The sequence below is a fragment of the Paenibacillus sp. FSL F4-0243 genome (assembly GCF_037963295.1).
Lineage (GTDB): Bacteria > Bacillota > Bacilli > Paenibacillales > Paenibacillaceae > Paenibacillus_AQ.
The window spans coordinates 4992189-5010131 of the sequence record NZ_CP150151.1 but is presented as its reverse complement, the minus strand read 5'-3'; the positions used below and the strand labels follow the sequence as shown (position 1 = coordinate 5010131).

Sequence of the window (17943 nt, the reverse complement as noted above, 5' to 3'; positions counted from 1 at the left end):
AAGTATATAAAAGGGGAGAGACTATCATGACAGCAGCAATCATCAGTGGTAAACAAGTATCTGAGGAAATTCGTATTGGTATTGCCCAGGAGGTTGCTGAACTGGCGAAACGTGGCGTGAAGCCCGGTCTGGCAGTAATTCTAGTAGGTGAAGATCCAGGATCACAAGTTTATGTTCGCAACAAGGAAAAATCTTGTATCAGCCTTGGTTTCCATTCGGAAGTGCATAAACTGGATGAGTCTACTACTCAAGAAGAATTGCTGGCTCTCGTAGCGCAGCTTAATGGACGCGATGATATTGATGGGATTCTAGTTCAACTTCCATTGCCTAAGCATATTGAGGAAAAAGCTGTTATTGATGCGATCTCCGTGGAGAAAGACGTTGACGGCTTCCACCCTGTAAATGTAGGTAATCTAGTGATTGGTGCTGACAGTCTGCTTCCTTGTACACCTGCAGGTGTAATTGAACTAATCAAACGTACAGGAACAGGAATGGCTGGTAAACATGCTGTGGTCATTGGCCGCAGTAATATTGTAGGTAAGCCAGTGTCTTTGTTATTGCAACGTGAGAATGCTACTGTGACGATGTGCCATTCCCGTACAGCTAATATGCAAGAGATTAGCCGTCAAGCAGATATTCTGGTTGTTGCGATCGGACGCGCGAATTTCATTGACGCTTCTTACGTGAAACCGGGTGCTGTTGTCATTGATGTGGGTATGAACCGTTTGGATAACGGTAAGCTTGCGGGTGACGTTGATTATGATAGTGCAAAAGAAGTTGCCGGATACATCACACCTGTTCCGGGTGGGGTTGGACCGATGACGATTACAATGCTGATGAGCAATACGCTGATTGCGGCTAAACGCCGTCACGGCTTGGAATAGGGGTAGGAATTCATGGCGGCAGAGCGGCAGGTCTATTCGATAAAAGAACTCAACCGTTACATCCGCATGAAGCTAGACTCGGATAATTTACTTTCGGATGTATGGATTCGCGGAGAGATTTCCAACTTTACGCATCATGGTAGCGGTCATATGTATTTCACGCTAAAGGATGAGAGCAGTCGGATCAAGGCGATTATGTTTGCTTCTCATAACCAGCGCCTGCCCTTTATTCCGAAGGAAGGTGCTCGGGTAATTGCTAGAGGTAATGTGACCGTATATGAACGGGACGGGCAGTATCAGTTCTATGCCACTCACATGCAGCCTGATGGAATTGGTAGTCTATATTTAGCCTATGAGCAGCTGAAGAGCAAGCTTGAGCAAGAGGGGCTGTTTGCAGAAGCGCGTAAACGCCCTTTGCCTCGCTTTCCAAAGTGCATTGGCGTGATTACTTCGCCAACGGGGGCAGCTGTGCGGGATATCGTGATTACTCTCCAGCGGCGGTTCCCGCAGGTGGCTATTGTAATCTATCCCGTACTGGTGCAAGGCAAAGGCGCCGCGCCTTCGATCGTGAAGGCGATTGGAGCGCTGAACCGCATGGGTGAGGCCGACGTGCTTATCGTCGGCCGCGGCGGCGGTTCGCTCGAGGAGCTGTGGGCGTTTAACGAGGAGGAAGTCGCGCGAGCGATATCGGCATCAAGGATTCCGGTCATCTCGGCCGTTGGCCACGAGACCGATTTCACGATTGCCGATTTCGCCGCCGATCTCCGCGCGGCTACGCCCACAGCGGCCGCGGAGCTGGCCGTGCCACACGCCGGCGAGCTAGCTGCGCAGCTTCGCCAGCAGCAACAGCGGCTCCGCCAAGCGCTGCAAAGACGCGCCCAGCGCGGACGCGAGCGTCACGCGGGGCTGGAACGCTCGCTGGCGCTGGCAGGCCCGCGCCGCTCGCTGATGCAGCACACGCAGCGGCTGGATCAGCTGCGTGAGCGGCTCCAGCGCTCAGCGGATGCACGGCTCAGCCGTTCCCGCGAGCGCAAAGCTGTGCTGCATCATAGTCTGCAGCGGTTCCATCCGCACGGCAGTGTTGCCGCTGCGCGTCAGCGCACCGAAAGCATGCGCCGTGAGCTGATGGGTGCTATGCAGGCCCGCCTGCAGGAGAAGCGAGCTCGCTATGTAGCGGAGATTCGTCATCTGGATGCACTGAGCCCTCTTAAAGTTATGTCGAGAGGCTACAGCTTAGTCTATGACGAAGCAGAAGAACATTTAATCAAATCGCTGACCGAAGTACAGCTTGGCGATCTTGTAGTGATAAAGATGAATGACGGACAGCTGAACTGCCAGGTATGGGGAATGAAGGAGGATGGCAAAGACGATGACGAAGGAAGCGGAACTTGATTTTGAAGGCGCCATGGACCGGCTGGAGGAAATCGTACGTGAGCTTGAACACGGCGACGTTCCCCTGGAGAAGGCCATCGATTTATTTCAGCAAGGTATGAAGTTATCTCAGCTTTGCGGCAGCAAGCTTGAGCAGGTAGAGCGTAAGATCGAAATGATTACCCTAGAGGACGGAGAACTGCGTAAGAAGCCGTTTGGTGCACGTCTGGAAGGGGACGCCGATGACTCGCTTTGAGCATGAGCTTGAGAGAAGCTCTGAAGGAGAAACAGTGCGTCAGCCACTGGAGGATTACATCGCGTCCTTAAGCGATCTAGTCTCACATGAACTAGAGGTTATTCTCCCCACACAATGGATGGTTCCAGAGAATTTGCAGCAAGCCATGAAGTATTCACTTATGGCTGGGGGCAAACGCCTCCGGCCACTGCTGGTGATTATCGCATGTGAAGCACTAGGAGGAAATCGAGAGGCTGCCCTGCCTGTCGCTGCTGCTATAGAGATGGTACATACCTACTCGTTAGTTCATGATGATTTGCCTGCCATGGATAATGATGATTATCGGCGCGGGAAGCTGACGAATCATAAAGTCTTTGGCGAAGCGACCGCTATTCTTGCGGGTGATGCCCTTCTGACCCATGCTTTCTACAGTGTGGTACAAGCCTCACGTAAATTTGGCGTCCCTGCGGAAAGTGTACTATCCATCGTGGAGGATTTGGCGGAAATGGCAGGCCCTCGTGGTATGGTTGGCGGTCAGATTGCAGATATGGAAGGCGAGCAGGGTCTAACCGATCTTGCACAGCTAAAGTACATTCATCTGCATAAGACAGGAGATTTGATTATCTTTTCGCTACTAGCTGGCGGTCGTATTGCAGGTGCTAACGAGCAGCAGCTTGAGGCTTTGCATAAATTTGGAACAGCCATTGGACTCGCTTTTCAAATCCAAGATGACATTCTAGATTTGGTTGGAGACGAAGGTAAACTTGGCAAAAAAACAGGCAGTGATGTTAAGCAGCATAAAGTAACCTATCCTTATTTTATCGGTCTCGAAGCATCGCGAGAAGAAGTGAAGCAGCTTACAGAAACAGCCCGAAATGCTGTTCTGAACGGTGGTTTTCATGACAGCCAGCGCCTGCTGGAAATTGCAGATTACTTAATGGCACGTGATCACTAATTATGAACTTTCGAAACGGCTGTATTTCGACAGCCGTTTCGTTTGTGTTATAATGGGTTTTATATAATTTACAACATCTAGGAAAGCGGGGAACTATACGTGCTGCTTCCACAAATAAATGATCCTAAGCAACTAAAATCATTGTCAGTCGATGAATTAACTACCTTAGCGGAGGAAATTCGTCGATTTCTGATTGAGAAGCTTACAGCAACTGGGGGGCACCTCGGATCCAATCTGGGAGTCGTGGAGCTCACTTTGGCTTTGCATTATTGTTATAACAGCCCTCGTGACAAAATGATTTACGACGTAGGGCACCAAGCTTACGTCCACAAGATTCTGACTGGTCGTCAAGATCGCTTCGATACCCTGCGTAAATATCAGGGCTTGTGCGGCTTCGTTAAGCGCTCCGAAAGTGAGCATGATGTGTGGGAAGCTGGACATAGCAGTACCTCATTATCGGCAGCAATGGGGATGGCGATGGCTCGCGATCTCAAGGGTGAAGACAATAAGGTTATTGCTGTGATTGGTGACGGTGCTCTTACTGGTGGAATGGCGTTTGAAGCACTTAACCATATTGGCCATGAGAAGCGTAAGCTGATGGTTATTTTGAACGATAATGAAATGTCAATTGCTCCTAATGTAGGGGCGATGCATAATTATCTAAGTAAAATACGTTCAGATCGCCACTATTTGCGTGCCAAAGACGAGGTCGAAGGGCTGCTTAAGAAGATTCCGGCCATCGGAGGACGATTAGCGAAGACTGCTGAACAGTTAAAGAATAGTCTCAAATATATGATGGTACCTGGAGTATTGTTTGAAGAGCTCGGGTTTACGTATCTCGGTCCTGTAGACGGACATGATCTGGAGAAGATGATTGATACCTTCCACCAAGCAGATAACGTGGCTGGACCTGTGTTGGTACATGTACTAACAACTAAAGGTAAGGGCTACAAACCGGCTGAGACCGATTTCTATAAATCACATGCCATTTCACCATACAAAATTGAGTCGGGTCAGGCGCTTAAAGCTGTGGGTCCTCCAATGTACACGGAAGTATTTGGCGAGACTCTGATCGAACTGGGTCGGGAAGATTCCCGTCTGATTGCTGTTACACCTGCGATGCCAGGAGGCTCGGGTTTATTTCCTTTTGCTAAGGAATTTCCCGATCGTATGATTGATGTCGGGATTGCCGAGCAACATGCGGCTACGCTTTGTGCAGCTTTGGCTATGGAAGGGATGAAGCCGGTATATGCGGTGTATTCTACCTTCATGCAGCGTGCCTATGATCAGATCGTCCATGATATTTGCCGACATAACGCGAATGTTATGTTCGCCATTGACCGCGCGGGGTTTGTAGGTGCGGATGGTGAGACTCATCAGGGTGTGTACGATGTTGCTTTTATGCGCCATATTCCGAATATGGTGATGATGATGCCAAAAGACGAAAATGAGCTGCGTCATATGATGAAGACGGCGCTTGAATATAATGACGGTCCGATTGCTTATCGCTATCCGCGTATTAACGGTACAGGTGTAGCAATGGATCCTGAGCTGCGTACTATTCCAATCGGATCATGGGAACGACTGCGTACAGGCGAAGGTTATGCTGTTGTAGCCTGTGGACCTATGGTTCAAGTGGCTGAAGAAGCCGCTGATTTACTGAAGCGGGAAGGGATTCAGGTAGGCGTCGTGAATGCGCGGTTCCTGAAGCCACTCGACAACTCCATGCTGCTTGATTTGGCTCACGCTGGAACCAACATGGTTGTTATTGAAGAGGCTTGCCAAGCGGGAAGCCTCGGCAGCTCGGTATTAGAATTCTACGCAGAGAATGAAATTTATGATGCTCGTGTACATCTGATGGGTGTACCTGACATCTTTGTGGAGCACGGCTCTATTAAAGAACAGCGCCAGGAAACAGGTCTTACTGTAGAAGCGCTATGTGCACGTATCAAGTCCATGATGGCTTTGAGTGCTTATAACTACAAAACAACTTCGTCTTCCTAAATGGAAGCCGGAAATTAGCAACCCTTTGAACGATCGGGAGATGACCATGGAACACCGTAAAGAACGGATAGATGTACTACTTGTTGAGCAAGGTTTTTATGAAAGCCGTGAGAAGGCTAAAGCAGCCATTATGGCAGGACTGGTGCTCGCGGATGAAGAACGCATTGAAAAGGCTGGTATGAAGGTGTCACGGGAGGCTACCCTTAAGGTTAAAGGCTCTGTGCATCCTTATGTCAGTCGTGGGGGCCTAAAGCTGGAGAAGGCTCTACGCCAATTTAATATTGATCTTACGGGACGGACCATGCTGGACATCGGTGCTTCTACTGGAGGCTTTACGGATTGTGCACTTCAGAATGGGGTAAGCCATGTGTACGCGATTGATGTTGGCTATAATCAGCTGGATTGGTCGCTGCGTAATGATGAACGCGTTAGTGTGATGGAACGAACGAATTTCCGATATATGACGCCTCAAGATTTGGTGGGTCCGAGTCCAGATTTTGCGAGTATTGATGTTTCATTTATCTCCTTAAAAATAATTCTTCCACCGCTCAAAGCTTTGCTTAAGCGCCCGGCGGATATTGCTGCGCTGATCAAGCCACAGTTTGAGGCAGGACGGGAGAAGGTTGGTAAATCAGGTGTAATTCGTGATTCTGCTGTTCATAAAGAGGTATTAATTAATGTACTGACCATGGCGGCAGAGCTGGGTTACCAGCTGCAGGGATTAACCTTTTCACCGATTACAGGTGGGGAGGGCAATATTGAGTTTCTTGCTCACTGGAGACTAACGCCTGAATTGGCGGAAGCTGAAGAAGGTACATTACAGCCTTCAGATGCTGTATCATCAGTCATTCCAGTGGAGGATTTTCCATCCCTAGCGGATGAAGTGATTAAGCAGGCTACGGGTACTTTTAATGTAAATTCGACTCATGGAAACTCATCGCGCCGGTGAGTTTCTTTTTCCATATTGAAAATAACAATTATTCGGAAAGCTTCTAAAAAGGCAGCTTAGAAGAAGGAATTGGCATGGCTTCACGCGAATAAATCACCGAGGTGATTGATAGTGGCGGGTAGCTCTGACAAGGTCGTCATGGCGTTTATTGGAGTAGCATTATCGATTTTTATAATTTATCGGATATATATGTGGCTGCAAAGTTCTCCGCGTTCTTTCATGAAGGATCAGATCCCGTTTAATAAAGTGATTATTCCTCACCCATCTATAGACATACTAGAGGATGAAGGGTACGAGGTCGTTGGAGGGAAGCTCAAAATCCCGTTGTCCTTCAACGTAAACGGGGCGCAGATGTATAGCCGGTTATTTATAGATTATGTGGCGACTAAAGAGGAAGGATCAATATATTTGGTTATCCTTTCTAGACCACGCAAACCTTTGGATTTCACAGGCAGTGGCTTACGAGATACCTTGCTTCCGTACTTGCTGATTTATCCGGAATGTAGCGGAGTTTTGTATGTTAATACTGCAGCAGGATCTATTCAAGTGATTAAGCTTGGCAGAGATGACGGAGAATCAAACTGAGTCCATATTTAACTAGGTGTATGCTTCCGAAGTAGTTTTGTCGAAGCAATTCGGGGAGCATCGCTTACAAAACTAAGTCCATGCTTCCGATGTAGTTTTGTCGCTGCTAATCTGGAAGTGTCGCTTACAAAACTTTTAGGAGGCAACAATGAAGGGTCAACGACATATTAAGATACGTGAGATTATTACGCAAAAGGATATCGAGACACAGGACGAGCTGGTAGAAGCCTTGCGTGAATCTGGTTTTCAGGTTACTCAAGCTACAGTATCTCGAGATATTAAAGAGCTATTGCTCATCAAGGTGCCTATGGATGATGGAAGATACAAATATTCGCTTCCAACTGACCAACGGTACAATCCAATACAGAAGCTGAAGCGCGTTTTGGTGGATAATTTTGTGCAGATCGATTCATCGGCTAATCTTGTGGTGATGAAATGCTTACCGGGGACGGCTAACTCAGTCGCTGCTTTGATTGATAATATTGACTGGCCACAAATTATGGGGACCATCTCTGGTGATGATACCATTCTAATTATTTGCCGCCAGCCTGAGGACAGTAAGACTGTAATTTCACAAATCATGGGTTACATTTCTTAAATTATAAGAAGGTATAAATTTCATTATATTCTTATCATCTTCTCGGAGGTGCTCTATTAGTGTTAGAAACCTTGTCTATCCGCAATCTAGCCGTCGTTGAGGCGGTAGATGTGCATTTTTATCCTGGCTTCCATGTGCTCACAGGGGAGACTGGGGCAGGTAAATCCATTATTATTGATGCGCTTGGACTGATTGCCGGAGGGCGCGGCTCCGCGGATTCTATTCGTTACGGTTGTGAAAAAGCAGAGATGGAAGCGCTCTTCAGCCTCCCAAGCGGTCATCCCGTCTGGGATACTTTAGAGCGTCTTGGCATTGAGGCTCAGCGTGAGGAGCATCTTATAATACGCCGTGAACTCACCTCTCAGGGTAAAAGTACATCACGTGTAAACGGACAGATGGTCAATCTTACTATGCTACGTGAAATTGGTGAGCAGCTGGTTAATATTCATGGACAGCATGAACACCAAAACTTATTGAAGGCAGAACGACATTTGGGACTGTTAGATACATACGGAGAACCCATTATCGGGCCGCTAAAAGCGGTATATCAGGAAAAGTATTCAGCCTTTGCGAAAGTGGAGAAAGAGCTCCGAGAGCTGCAGGAATCCAGCCAAAAGGCTTATCAAATGCTTGATTTGTACCGTTTTCAGTTAGAAGAAATTTCATCTGCAGCATTAAAACCGGGAGAAGATGAATTACTTGCCGAAGAACGGGTCAAACTATCCCACAGTGAGAAAATGATGGATTCCGTATCCGGTGCATATGAGCTTCTCTACGATAGACAAGGCTTAGAATCCATAGGTAATGTCATTTCCAGACTCGAGGATGCGGTTCGTTATGATGAAAAGGGTCTTAAATCCGTGCTTGAGCAGCTGCAATCTTCTTATTATCAACTAGAGGATGCTGCATTTCAGCTTCGTGATTACCGAGAAGAGATCGAATTCAATCCACAGCGACTCGAAGAAATCGAGAATCGTCTCGATTTAATTACCGGACTCCGCCGTAAATACGGAGATAGTGTAGAACAGATTTTGGCTTATTATGAACAAATCCATCGGGAAACCGATCTGCTTGAGAATAAAGATGAATATCTGGAGAAACTTACGACCAAACGCGATGCACTGCTTTCTGTACTGATGGATGCAGCTACTGAATTAAGTGAAGCACGGAAGCTGTGTGCGTCTGATTTAGCCACGCAAGTGGAGAGTGAGCTTAAAGATCTTCAGATGGAAAGAACCTCGCTACAGGTTAAATTAGACACGTTGGAGGACCCACGTGGAGTTGATTATAAGGGTCGGCGTATTCGTCTTACAAGACAAGGGATCGACAGTGCGGAATTTATGATTTCCCCTAACCCTGGCGAGCCGTTAAGACCTCTTGGCAAAATTGCCTCGGGTGGTGAGTTGTCGCGAATTATGTTGGCAATGAAGAGTATTTTTGCGCGTCATGATGCGATTCCAGTTCTGATTTTTGATGAGGTAGATACCGGTGTGAGTGGTCGGGCTGCTCAATCCATTGCAGATAAACTGTATAAGCTGTCCTCCACTTGTCAGGTGTTCTCCATTACGCACTTACCGCAGGTGGCTTGTATGGCTGATCATCAGTACTTAATCCGCAAAAAGGTTGAGGACGGAAGAACCATGACGGAAGTGGAATCACTCTCGAATGATGGACGTGTAATGGAGCTGGCCCGAATGCTGGGTGGGGTGGAAATTACCGAAAAAACATTGCACCATTCGCAGGAAATGCTTAATTTGGCCGAGGCAAGTAAGGCTGCAACAAGCTAAGCGGAACAATGATTGACAGTAATAAAAGCCTGGGGGCAAGGTTATCTTATAGGTACGCAATTGGCGACCACCTTTTTCGTCAAGCGAAAGAAGCAAAAGGGAGCGTGACAGCCATTGAAGCCTAACCTCAGGAAGTTAATGCCAGGCCTTTTATTTGCCTTCTTTCTTAGTTTATCGGGCATAACGGGAACCCACCAAAGTTTTGCCGCACCACTGAACAGTGAACCTGCCAAGGTGACTGCGCATGGAATGAAACCGGAACTGAAGGTGATCCCGGGAGGTCAAACGATCGGAGTAAAGGTGAAATCAGCAGGTGTTCTGGTTGTTGGACATCATCTGATTGAAGTATCCGAGAAATCCAAGCTTTCCCCAGGTGAGGTCAGCGGTTTGGTGCCAGGTGATTTGATGATCTCCATTGATGGAGAGAAGTTGGACGAGTTATCTAAGGTGGCCAAGCTTGTGGATCGTGCTGGAAAAGCGAATAATTCTCTGACGATTGTCTTTAAACGCGCTGGGAAAGAGCATACAGCCAAGCTGAAACCTGCGTATGATATTAATGACAAAGTCTGGAGGTTAGGCCTGTACATTCGAGATTCTGCAGCGGGTGTCGGCACGTTAACTTTTTATGCCCCGAAACAGGGGGTTTATGGAGCTTTAGGACATGTGATTACGGACATGAATACAGGAACACCAATTGTTGTTGGCAGCGGTCATATTGTTCAGTCCAGTGTAACTTCGATTTCTAAAAGCCAGGATGGCGATCCGGGTGAGAAACGAGCCCATTTCTTAAAAGAAAGCCAAGTGCTTGGTAATGTGGAGAGTAACACGGATTTTGGCATCTTCGGTAAAATGAGTCGTAATCCCGAGCATAGTCTTTATAAAGAACCTATTCCTGTGGCAATGAGCAATCAAGTCAAGGAAGGTCCAGCTGAAATTCTTACCGTTGTAGATGGGCAGCAGGTAGAACGATTTAAGGTTGAGATCATTCATGTGGCACATCAGCAGACGCCGGCGACAAAGGGTATGGTCATTCGTATCACAGATCCGCGACTGATCGATAAGACAGGTGGTATCGTTCAGGGGATGAGCGGAAGTCCAATCGTTCAAAATGGACGGCTCATCGGCGCTGTAACTCATGTGTTTGTAAATGATCCTAAGTCCGGTTACGGTTGCTTCATCGAATGGATGCTTAAGGATTCTGGTGTAACCCTACAGGAGAATAGGTATCCATTAAATCTTAAGGCGGTTTAGCCTTAAGATTTTTTTGTCGAAGGAATACGAAGATCATCGAACTTTGAAATAAAATATTTAATTATAATCCATGCCAGAAAAAAAATAAAGAAAAATAATTTTCGACAGAAGGGAATTCAATCTCCATGTCGAAAATGTTAAGAGACAAGAAAAAAATGTTATTTTCGAATAGCAGATATAATTAAGGAGGAAGCAGCCAGTGCAGAATATTGAAGTGTTGTTGGCCGATGATAACAGGGAGTTTACGAATTTGCTTTCCGAATACATTTCTGAACAAGAAGATATGACGGTAACGGGTATCGCCTACAATGGTGAAGAAGTGCTTCAAATGCTAAGCGAAGCACGCAAAGTTCCCGATGTCCTTATTCTTGATATCATCATGCCACATTTAGACGGTCTGGGTGTCTTGGAACGTCTGCGTGATATGGATCTGAATCCTCAACCGAAGATCATCATGCTGACCGCTTTTGGTCAGGAGAACATCACTCAAAGAGCTGTACAGCTTGGTGCATCCTATTATATTTTGAAACCGTTCGATATGGAGGTCCTGGCAAATCGTGTACGTCAGCTTGTAGGGGTCCAAGGCAGCATGAGCTCATCCTCTAACATGTACAACTATTCGTCGACGTCCAGATCGAATGTAGTGCCGCTTACGAAGGGCAAGAATCTTGATGCTAACATTACCTCGATCATCCATGAAATCGGTGTTCCAGCACATATCAAGGGCTATCAGTACCTGCGCGAAGCGATCACCATGGTATATAACAATATCGAGATCCTTGGTGCGATTACAAAAACACTCTATCCAGCCATAGCAGAGAAATTTAAGACCACGCCTTCACGCGTTGAACGTGCCATTCGCCATGCGATTGAAGTGGCTTGGACCCGTGGCAACATCGACTCCATCAGCCATTTATTCGGCTACACGATTAATATCTCCAAATCTAAGCCTACTAACTCGGAATTTATTGCCATGGTAGCAGACAAGCTGCGGATTGAGCATAAGGTTAGTTGAAAGGGTTAGGGGCAGTGCGTGGTAAGGGATTAAGGGTTGTTGGTAGGTGTTTAGGCTAAAACGATTTTGCCTATAAACTTCTTTTTGGGTAATTTAAAGCCAATCAATTTCTTATTTGTATATGTATAAATTTCACTCCTTTATTGGGTTGGTAAATCCAATGGAGGAGTGTTTGTTTATGACTGATTTTTAATTTCAGATTGATAATTTTATGTTGTACTGTACTTCGCAGGGAATATCTTATAACACATCTTGTGTAAAATGAATTAGAAGCAGATGAACAGTTAACTTTCTTCAATAGAGTTGATTATAGAGATTATCTAATGGAACAATTTAGCATCTGATAAAACAAATATTTTATCTAAAAGGAGACATATGAACTTGAAAAAATAGTGGGAGTGTGAAATATGAAAAAAATATTATTGGTTTGTATTATGATAATGTTGATGCTAACATCGGCTTGTGGAAATGTTGAAATGACATCAAATCCAAATACTTCTAGTGAGCCTAAACCTGAAACAGATGAGTCGATTATTCCAAAAAACACATCCGTATATTGTGCTCAAGAAAGTATAAATTTGAATAGTGAAACTGAAAAATATTTCTATGGAACTTGGAAAGTTGAGAAGCTTTTAGGATTTGCAAATTCATATAATGATGCTTCTGAATATCCAACAGGGCAAAAATTTATTGGAGATGAAATTATCATCAAAAAAGACTTTTTTTCATCAAAAGGACTTAAAAACTATAGTGTTTATCAATATGAACTAAAAAAACCATTATATGAGATTACAGCGACATGTTATAACTCTGACTCTTTTTATAGATTATATAAAATAGATATCCCAGACTTAAATATAAATGATGTAGTAAAAGTAATAAATATAAGTGACCCTTCTACAAACCTTGGAATACCTTTAAGTTTTTTTGTTGTTAATAACGATAGGCTTATCTTGTTATCAGAGGCAACTATTTTTGAGCTTAAAAAAATTACTGATTAAATGAATACGATTCTGAAAATGCCTGTTGATATAGAATGGCGTTTATTATTTGCGTTGTATTATAAATAGAGATCCCCAATAAATTTTTATGGAAAAAAATGTGTTGGGTAAGATTTTGATAAGTGAACCACTGTCCGCTTCAAGAGCTATCAACAAATCAATGCAGTAAAAAGACACTGAGATCTTATTCATCAGTGTCTTTTTTATAGACATTTTTCCACCAGAGGGTTGTAGTTTAAAGCAGCTTAATCAGCTCTTCTAGCTCGTCAACCATACCTTTTGCAAGTTCAAAATTATTGTCTTTTAAAGCTAATTCTATTTTCATTTCAACTGCTTTTTTATTTTGTTCATTTTCTAAATAATCTTTATCAAAATGACTGGCATAAATCATCTTTCTGAATTTTCGCATACTCATTTTTCTAATCGTCTTATCGTCAATGATTAATACATAATCCATACCATTTACTACAGAATAGAAATCATGAGAAATCATGAGAATCGCACCTTTATAGTCTTCAATGGCTTTCTCCAGTGCGATTTGTGTATAGGTGTCTAAATGGCTTGTCGGTTCATCAAGAAGCAATAAGTTTGCTTTGCTAGCAGAAACTTTTGCCAATTGCAGTATATTTTTTTCGCCACCAGATAAAGATTCTATCTTTTGATTAAGAATTTCTCCTTCAAAGCCATAGTTTGAAAGATGTGCTCTAATCTCGTCATAAGTTGCAAACCCAGCATCGATGAAGTCTTCTAGTATGGTATTAGAATCCTTTAGCACTTCGTCTTGAAGCTGAGAAAGATATGCCACTTTAATATCAGCATTTATTTCAATTGAATCATGATTATTTTTAAAGATATCTCGGAGTAAAGTCGTTTTCCCGGTACCGTTTGGACCGATAAGGGCTACTTTATCTGTAGGTTTCATCTCAAAGTTAACATTTTCTAAAATCAACTCATCAAAGGAAACACTATAATTATTCACATTTAAAACAGTGATATCTTCTTCAATTTCATTGTCCACACCAAAACTGATTTTCGGTTGCTTAATATCAACGAATGGCGCTTTAATTTTTCGCGCTTCCAATCTTTCTTGAAACTTAACCCTAGCTTTTAACGCTCTCCCTCTAGATGCTTCTGAATTATAGGTTGCGATCGCTCTAAGATTATCAATAATGTTATCGTATCTCTCTATTTCTTCTTGTTCAGCGACTGCGATTTCTTGTAACTCAATTTTCGTCTGAAGTAATGAGAAGTTATACTCAATATATCGCCCATCGAACTCTTGGATCTCCATGTTTTCAAGGTGTATAATTTTGTTAAAACAATGATTCAATAGATAACGGTTATGCGTAACAACTAGCAATATTCCTTTGTGAGCATTAATAAGATTTTTAAGTGCATTTAGGTTTTCAAAATCTAAAAATACATCGGGCTCATCCATAATCATTAAGTCTGGATTAGTCAGCATTTCCTTCATCACTTGAATAAGCTTGAATTCCCCACCACTTAGATCGGATACCCTAGCATCTTTTAGCTTCAAAAGGTTGGCTAAATTTAGTTTCTTATTAATATTGCTTTCAAAATCATTTCCATCCATTAAATCAAAGGCATCTAGAGCTAATTGATACTTTTCGAGTAATGAATCAATATCTGATGATGTTTCCATTTCAGTGAGAATAGCTGTTATTTCATTTTGTATCTTAATAAATTCTTCTCCTATATATTCAAAAACGGTTGTTTCTTTAGTTCTGTCTACTTGTGAGAACTGACTTACATATCCAATTTTGCAGGTTGGGTCAATTTCTAACTTGCCTTCGAACAAATATTTTTCTGGATCCATCAGTATATCGATCAGTGTACTTTTACCACTGCCACTTGTTCCTATAAAAGCGCAATGTTGTGCCTCTTCAAGCGTAAATGAAATGTTTTTATATAGCTCTTTTTGCGGGAATGCGAAGGATAAGTTATCAACTTTTATCATAGTGTTACCTTTCTTTATAACTAAAATAGTGACTACTAATAGAGGTATTGAGGAGCATAAGATTTTGAGTTTACCGTTGATAGAGTAACATTGTTTACAACTAACATCAATCATTTCGAAATAAAGTTGTTCGTGAAATCGAAAAACACAACTTAGAACAATAGGATCAAGCTTACTCAGATGGCTTCTTATAGCTAGATTACATATGGTCAGTAGTTGAGTTGGCTGTGGCAGAGTCTCTTAGTATATCTTTCATGTTATGAATTGATTGGTTATAATTGGAAGAATAATAAGCTCAGGAGGTTCGTAGATATGAAGAAGAAAATAGTAGGGATTGTAGCAGCGGCGTTGTTACTTGGTGGTTCAATAGGATTCGCAGCGAGCTCGTCTTTAATTGGCGCTAAAGTTTCCGGAATGTATACGATAAAACAAGACGGAAAGAAGATTGCAGATGCGATTGTAGTAAATAACTCGGCCTACGTACCTGTGCGCACGATGTCCGAAGCGACCGGAGCAGGGTTGACGGTTGAAGGAAAAACGATAATATTGGAGAGTAAGGAGACTGAGAAGGCAGCGCTAAAAGCAAGTATTGCAGCGGCTAAACTCCGGGAAAGATTAGCAGGAGCAGAATCAAGCGTTCAAGTTCTCAAAGAAGCCATCCAACTGGTGGAAACTACTGCGGCCGACCGAACAAGCGCAGCGGACCAAGAGGCTCGAAGAAACTATATCGCGGAGTTGAATAAACGTGTGGATTTCATGGAAACAGAAATTGCGCAGCTCAAGGAGCAACTCGGCGAATAATAAATGAATAATGATGAAGAGTCTCGCCATTACTGGTGCGGCACGTTCGACGATGAAATTGGCCGTGCACTTGCGGATTAACGCGCAGTGAAATGTCCGACATAGGCGTAGATAGTGGCTGAAACAGCAACAAGTAAATAAATTTTCTTAGCGATTCTTCAATGATCTGAAGAATCGTTTTTTTGTAATGACGGGAGAGTTTGTTTTCTTCGAACAAATGGATGATAATAAAGGAATAAGCTAGGCTAATCGCATGACATCGTTTTTATAAACTACATAACTTTATACCCTAAAAGCGAGGCGTAACGAAATGAATACATCTGAGTTTCAACAGTATGTGAAGAAGTTCAGTGAAACCAAAGGTTTTGACACGAGCTCCATTGAGCAGAGAATGCTGTACTTAATGACTGAAGTAGGGGAATTGTCCAAAGAGGTGCTATCCGTATCCTTCGACCCCGGTGCAGAGAAGAAAGAAAACTTGGGATTTGAGATGTACGACGTGGTGTGGAATATTTTTGATCTGGCCAATAAACTGGATATTGATCTAGAGCAGGCATTTAAACGTAAGCTGGAAATCAATGAACAGAGATCATGGGAGTAATACAAAAAAATCCAAGGACATCCCGCTCGGGAAGCCTTGGATTTTTTGATTTAAATTTTTTATTTAAATGAAGCATAACCTTCATCAGCCATTACAACACTACCGTTAATTGCACTAGCTTCTGGCAAGGAGAGTAAGTATACAGTGTCTGCAACTTGTTCAGGCAATGTTAATTTGTTACCCATTACTTTGCTCTTCATCTGGTCGACCATTCCTTGATCTTTATATCCTTGGATAATTGGCGTATCTACAGCGCCTGGAGCAACGGCAAGCACGCGGATGCCATGAACGGACATTTCAAGTGCTGCGGATTTAGTCATCATAATGACCGCACCTTTGGAAGCGTGATATGCGAATGTACCTGGGGAAGCTAGGAATCCAAATACAGAAGCTGTATTAATGATGACCCCTTTGATGCCGAGCTCACGCATTTTTTTACCTGCTGCGATAATACCGTGGGCAACACCATGCTGATTGACATTAATAACACTATGATAATCCTTAAGGTCTTGATCTAGTACAGGAGTGACGCGGCCGATCCCGGCATTGTTGAACATAACGTCAATTCTGCCATATGTGGCAACGGTTTTCTCAACCAGTGCTTCTACCTCTTCGTATTTTGAAACATCCGTTTTGACGAAAATAGCTTCGCCACCATCCTTGATAATCTGTGCGACCGTTTCTTCACCTAATTGTTGATTGAAATCGGCAACGACCACTTGATCACCTTTACTAGCAAATTTAATTGCGGTTTGTTTCCCGATTCCACTGGCTCCACCTGTAATTACGGCTACTCTTTTGTCTGTCATTTGGGACTCCTCCTCGAGAAATATAGTTATACTAGAAATATAGGTTCATAAGGTGAAAAGGTTATTTACTAACTTATTTACATTGTAGCACTTGTCTAAATTAATTAAAATTTAAGTAAATTTAATAGGTGTTAAGTAAATATTAACTTAGGGAGTGATTCAAATGAATTTAGAGCAATGCGAGAATATCGTAGAAGTCGCAAAGATTGGTTCACTAACCAAAGCTGCTCAGAATCGTCATATCACCCTGTCTGCCATAAGCCAGTCCATAACACTGCTGGAAGCGGAGCTTGGAGTTACTTTGTTCATTCGTTCGCGAGGCCAACGAGCAGTTCCCACAGCAGAGGGACAAGCCATTATCGGCAAAGCAAATGAAGTCTTGATGAAAGTAAATGAATTAAAAGCTGAAGCACAGATCTACAGCGATGCGCTTAGTGGTCATTTGAAGATTGCTACGATTCCGGGACCCATGCATCTAATCGTGAAGGTCATATCCGGTTTTAAAGCGGATTTTCCAAATGTGAAAATAGAGATTTTTGAAAAGGGACCTAAAGAAATTCTGGATAATGTGCTTCAGGATGAAATGGATATCGGACTGATGGTCTCGCCAGAGGGCTTATCAGAGAAACATAAAGGAGTCGTATTCGAGGAATTAATGGAAGGTAAGATTGTTGTAGGCGTACATCCTCAATCACCACTAGCTCTAAATACAATAATTACACCCGAACAGTTAGTAGGCCAGACGTTGGTTTTATACGATGATCATTACATACAGGACTTTGTGGAGCGTTTTTTACTGAAAGTTGGGCCGATGAATATTCTTTTTACAAGCAATAACACCCGTGCCATTGATAATGCAGTTGCGTCAGGACTCGCGATCACGATTGGGATGGATTATTCTTTTCTAAAAACATTTGAGGGTTCTCAGAAGATCATGAAGACGATCGAGCTACGATCACCAGATCGTAATACTCCGGGGTCCATTGTTTCAGCTTCTAAACAAGGATCGAAAACGGTCAGAAGATTCATCAACAGGTTGAAACATGAATTTGAGGAGGGGATTAGAAGAAGTTAACAGTATGCCTTGGTAAATTTTATCTAACCTTTACGCTTCCTAGT

The 17943-nt window shown here is 43.4% G+C and carries 17 protein-coding genes; 15 read left to right on the top strand and 2 right to left on the bottom strand.

Features of this window, described 5'->3' with window-relative positions; all coding sequences use genetic code 11:
- Positions 1-26 precede the first annotated feature (26 nt).
- The 12 genes from folD to NSS87_RS22335 all read left to right on the top strand — a co-directional run bounded on the left by folD (position 27) and on the right by NSS87_RS22335 (position 12635).
- The gene (folD, locus tag NSS87_RS22390; RefSeq protein ID WP_042129810.1) at positions 27-884 is read left to right on the top strand and encodes a bifunctional methylenetetrahydrofolate dehydrogenase/methenyltetrahydrofolate cyclohydrolase FolD; all 858 of its coding nucleotides are present in this window, start codon (positions 27-29) and stop codon (positions 882-884) included.
- Between the two features lie 12 nt (positions 885-896).
- Complete coding sequence (gene xseA, locus NSS87_RS22385) at positions 897-2276, top strand: exodeoxyribonuclease VII large subunit (RefSeq protein ID WP_042190449.1); 1380 nt, start codon at positions 897-899, stop codon at positions 2274-2276.
- A complete protein-coding gene (gene xseB, locus NSS87_RS22380; protein WP_042129807.1) occupies positions 2254-2511 on the top strand; it encodes an exodeoxyribonuclease VII small subunit in 258 nt (85 codons plus the stop codon). Before xseA ends, xseB begins: the two co-directional genes overlap by 23 nt.
- Positions 2498-3445, top strand: a complete 948-nt coding sequence (locus NSS87_RS22375; protein ID WP_042190447.1) for a polyprenyl synthetase family protein — start codon at positions 2498-2500, stop codon at positions 3443-3445. Before xseB ends, NSS87_RS22375 begins: the two co-directional genes overlap by 14 nt.
- Before the next feature lie 99 nt (positions 3446-3544).
- Positions 3545-5449 (top strand): 1-deoxy-D-xylulose-5-phosphate synthase, encoded by a 1905-nt coding sequence (gene dxs / locus NSS87_RS22370; RefSeq protein WP_076284485.1) that lies wholly within the window; start codon positions 3545-3547, stop codon positions 5447-5449.
- A 46-nt stretch (positions 5450-5495) separates the two neighbouring features.
- Positions 5496-6398, top strand: coding sequence for a TlyA family RNA methyltransferase (locus NSS87_RS22365; RefSeq protein WP_339242854.1), 903 nt, complete (start codon positions 5496-5498; stop codon positions 6396-6398).
- A 111-nt stretch (positions 6399-6509) separates the two neighbouring features.
- Positions 6510-6983, top strand: coding sequence for a hypothetical protein (locus NSS87_RS22360; protein WP_339242852.1), 474 nt, complete (start codon positions 6510-6512; stop codon positions 6981-6983).
- Positions 6984-7131: 148 nt separating this feature from the next.
- Positions 7132-7581 (top strand): transcriptional regulator ArgR, encoded by a 450-nt coding sequence (gene argR, locus NSS87_RS22355; RefSeq protein WP_042190440.1) that lies wholly within the window; start codon positions 7132-7134, stop codon positions 7579-7581.
- Between the two features lie 59 nt (positions 7582-7640).
- Positions 7641-9368, top strand: coding sequence for a DNA repair protein RecN (gene recN / locus NSS87_RS22350; protein ID WP_042190438.1), 1728 nt, complete (start codon positions 7641-7643; stop codon positions 9366-9368).
- Between the two features lie 114 nt (positions 9369-9482).
- Positions 9483-10619 carry a SpoIVB peptidase gene (spoIVB, locus tag NSS87_RS22345; protein ID WP_076284487.1) on the top strand — a complete coding sequence of 379 codons (1137 nt, stop codon included), beginning with the start codon at positions 9483-9485 and terminating at the stop codon, positions 10617-10619.
- A 199-nt stretch (positions 10620-10818) separates the two neighbouring features.
- Entirely contained in the window at positions 10819-11634 is an 816-nt protein-coding gene (gene spo0A / locus NSS87_RS22340; RefSeq protein ID WP_042129795.1) for a sporulation transcription factor Spo0A, read from the top strand.
- A gap of 407 nt (positions 11635-12041) precedes the next feature.
- The gene (locus NSS87_RS22335; RefSeq protein WP_339242848.1) at positions 12042-12635 is read left to right on the top strand and encodes a hypothetical protein; all 594 of its coding nucleotides are present in this window, start codon (positions 12042-12044) and stop codon (positions 12633-12635) included.
- Positions 12636-12870: 235 nt separating this feature from the next.
- On the opposite strand, the gene NSS87_RS22330 is transcribed toward NSS87_RS22335, so the two are convergent.
- Positions 12871-14613, bottom strand: a complete 1743-nt coding sequence (locus tag NSS87_RS22330) for an ATP-binding cassette domain-containing protein (RefSeq protein WP_339242846.1) — start codon at positions 14611-14613, stop codon at positions 12871-12873.
- A gap of 312 nt (positions 14614-14925) precedes the next feature.
- On the opposite strand from NSS87_RS22330, the gene NSS87_RS22325 reads away from it, so the two are divergent.
- Positions 14926-15414 carry a hypothetical protein gene (locus NSS87_RS22325; protein ID WP_339242844.1) on the top strand — a complete coding sequence of 163 codons (489 nt, stop codon included), beginning with the start codon at positions 14926-14928 and terminating at the stop codon, positions 15412-15414.
- 310 nt (positions 15415-15724) lie between these two features.
- Positions 15725-16015 carry a MazG nucleotide pyrophosphohydrolase domain-containing protein gene (locus NSS87_RS22320; protein ID WP_042190426.1) on the top strand — a complete coding sequence of 97 codons (291 nt, stop codon included), beginning with the start codon at positions 15725-15727 and terminating at the stop codon, positions 16013-16015.
- A gap of 59 nt (positions 16016-16074) precedes the next feature.
- On the opposite strand, the gene NSS87_RS22315 is transcribed toward NSS87_RS22320, so the two are convergent.
- Positions 16075-16824: an SDR family oxidoreductase gene (locus tag NSS87_RS22315; RefSeq protein WP_042190424.1), complete on the bottom strand. Its 750-nt coding sequence runs from the start codon at positions 16822-16824 to the stop codon at positions 16075-16077.
- Positions 16825-16987: 163 nt separating this feature from the next.
- Between NSS87_RS22315 and NSS87_RS22310 the strand changes: the two genes are divergently transcribed.
- On the top strand, positions 16988-17899 hold the full coding sequence (locus tag NSS87_RS22310) for a LysR family transcriptional regulator (protein WP_339242841.1): 912 nt from the start codon (positions 16988-16990) through the stop codon (positions 17897-17899).
- Positions 17900-17943: the final 44 nt, after the last annotated feature.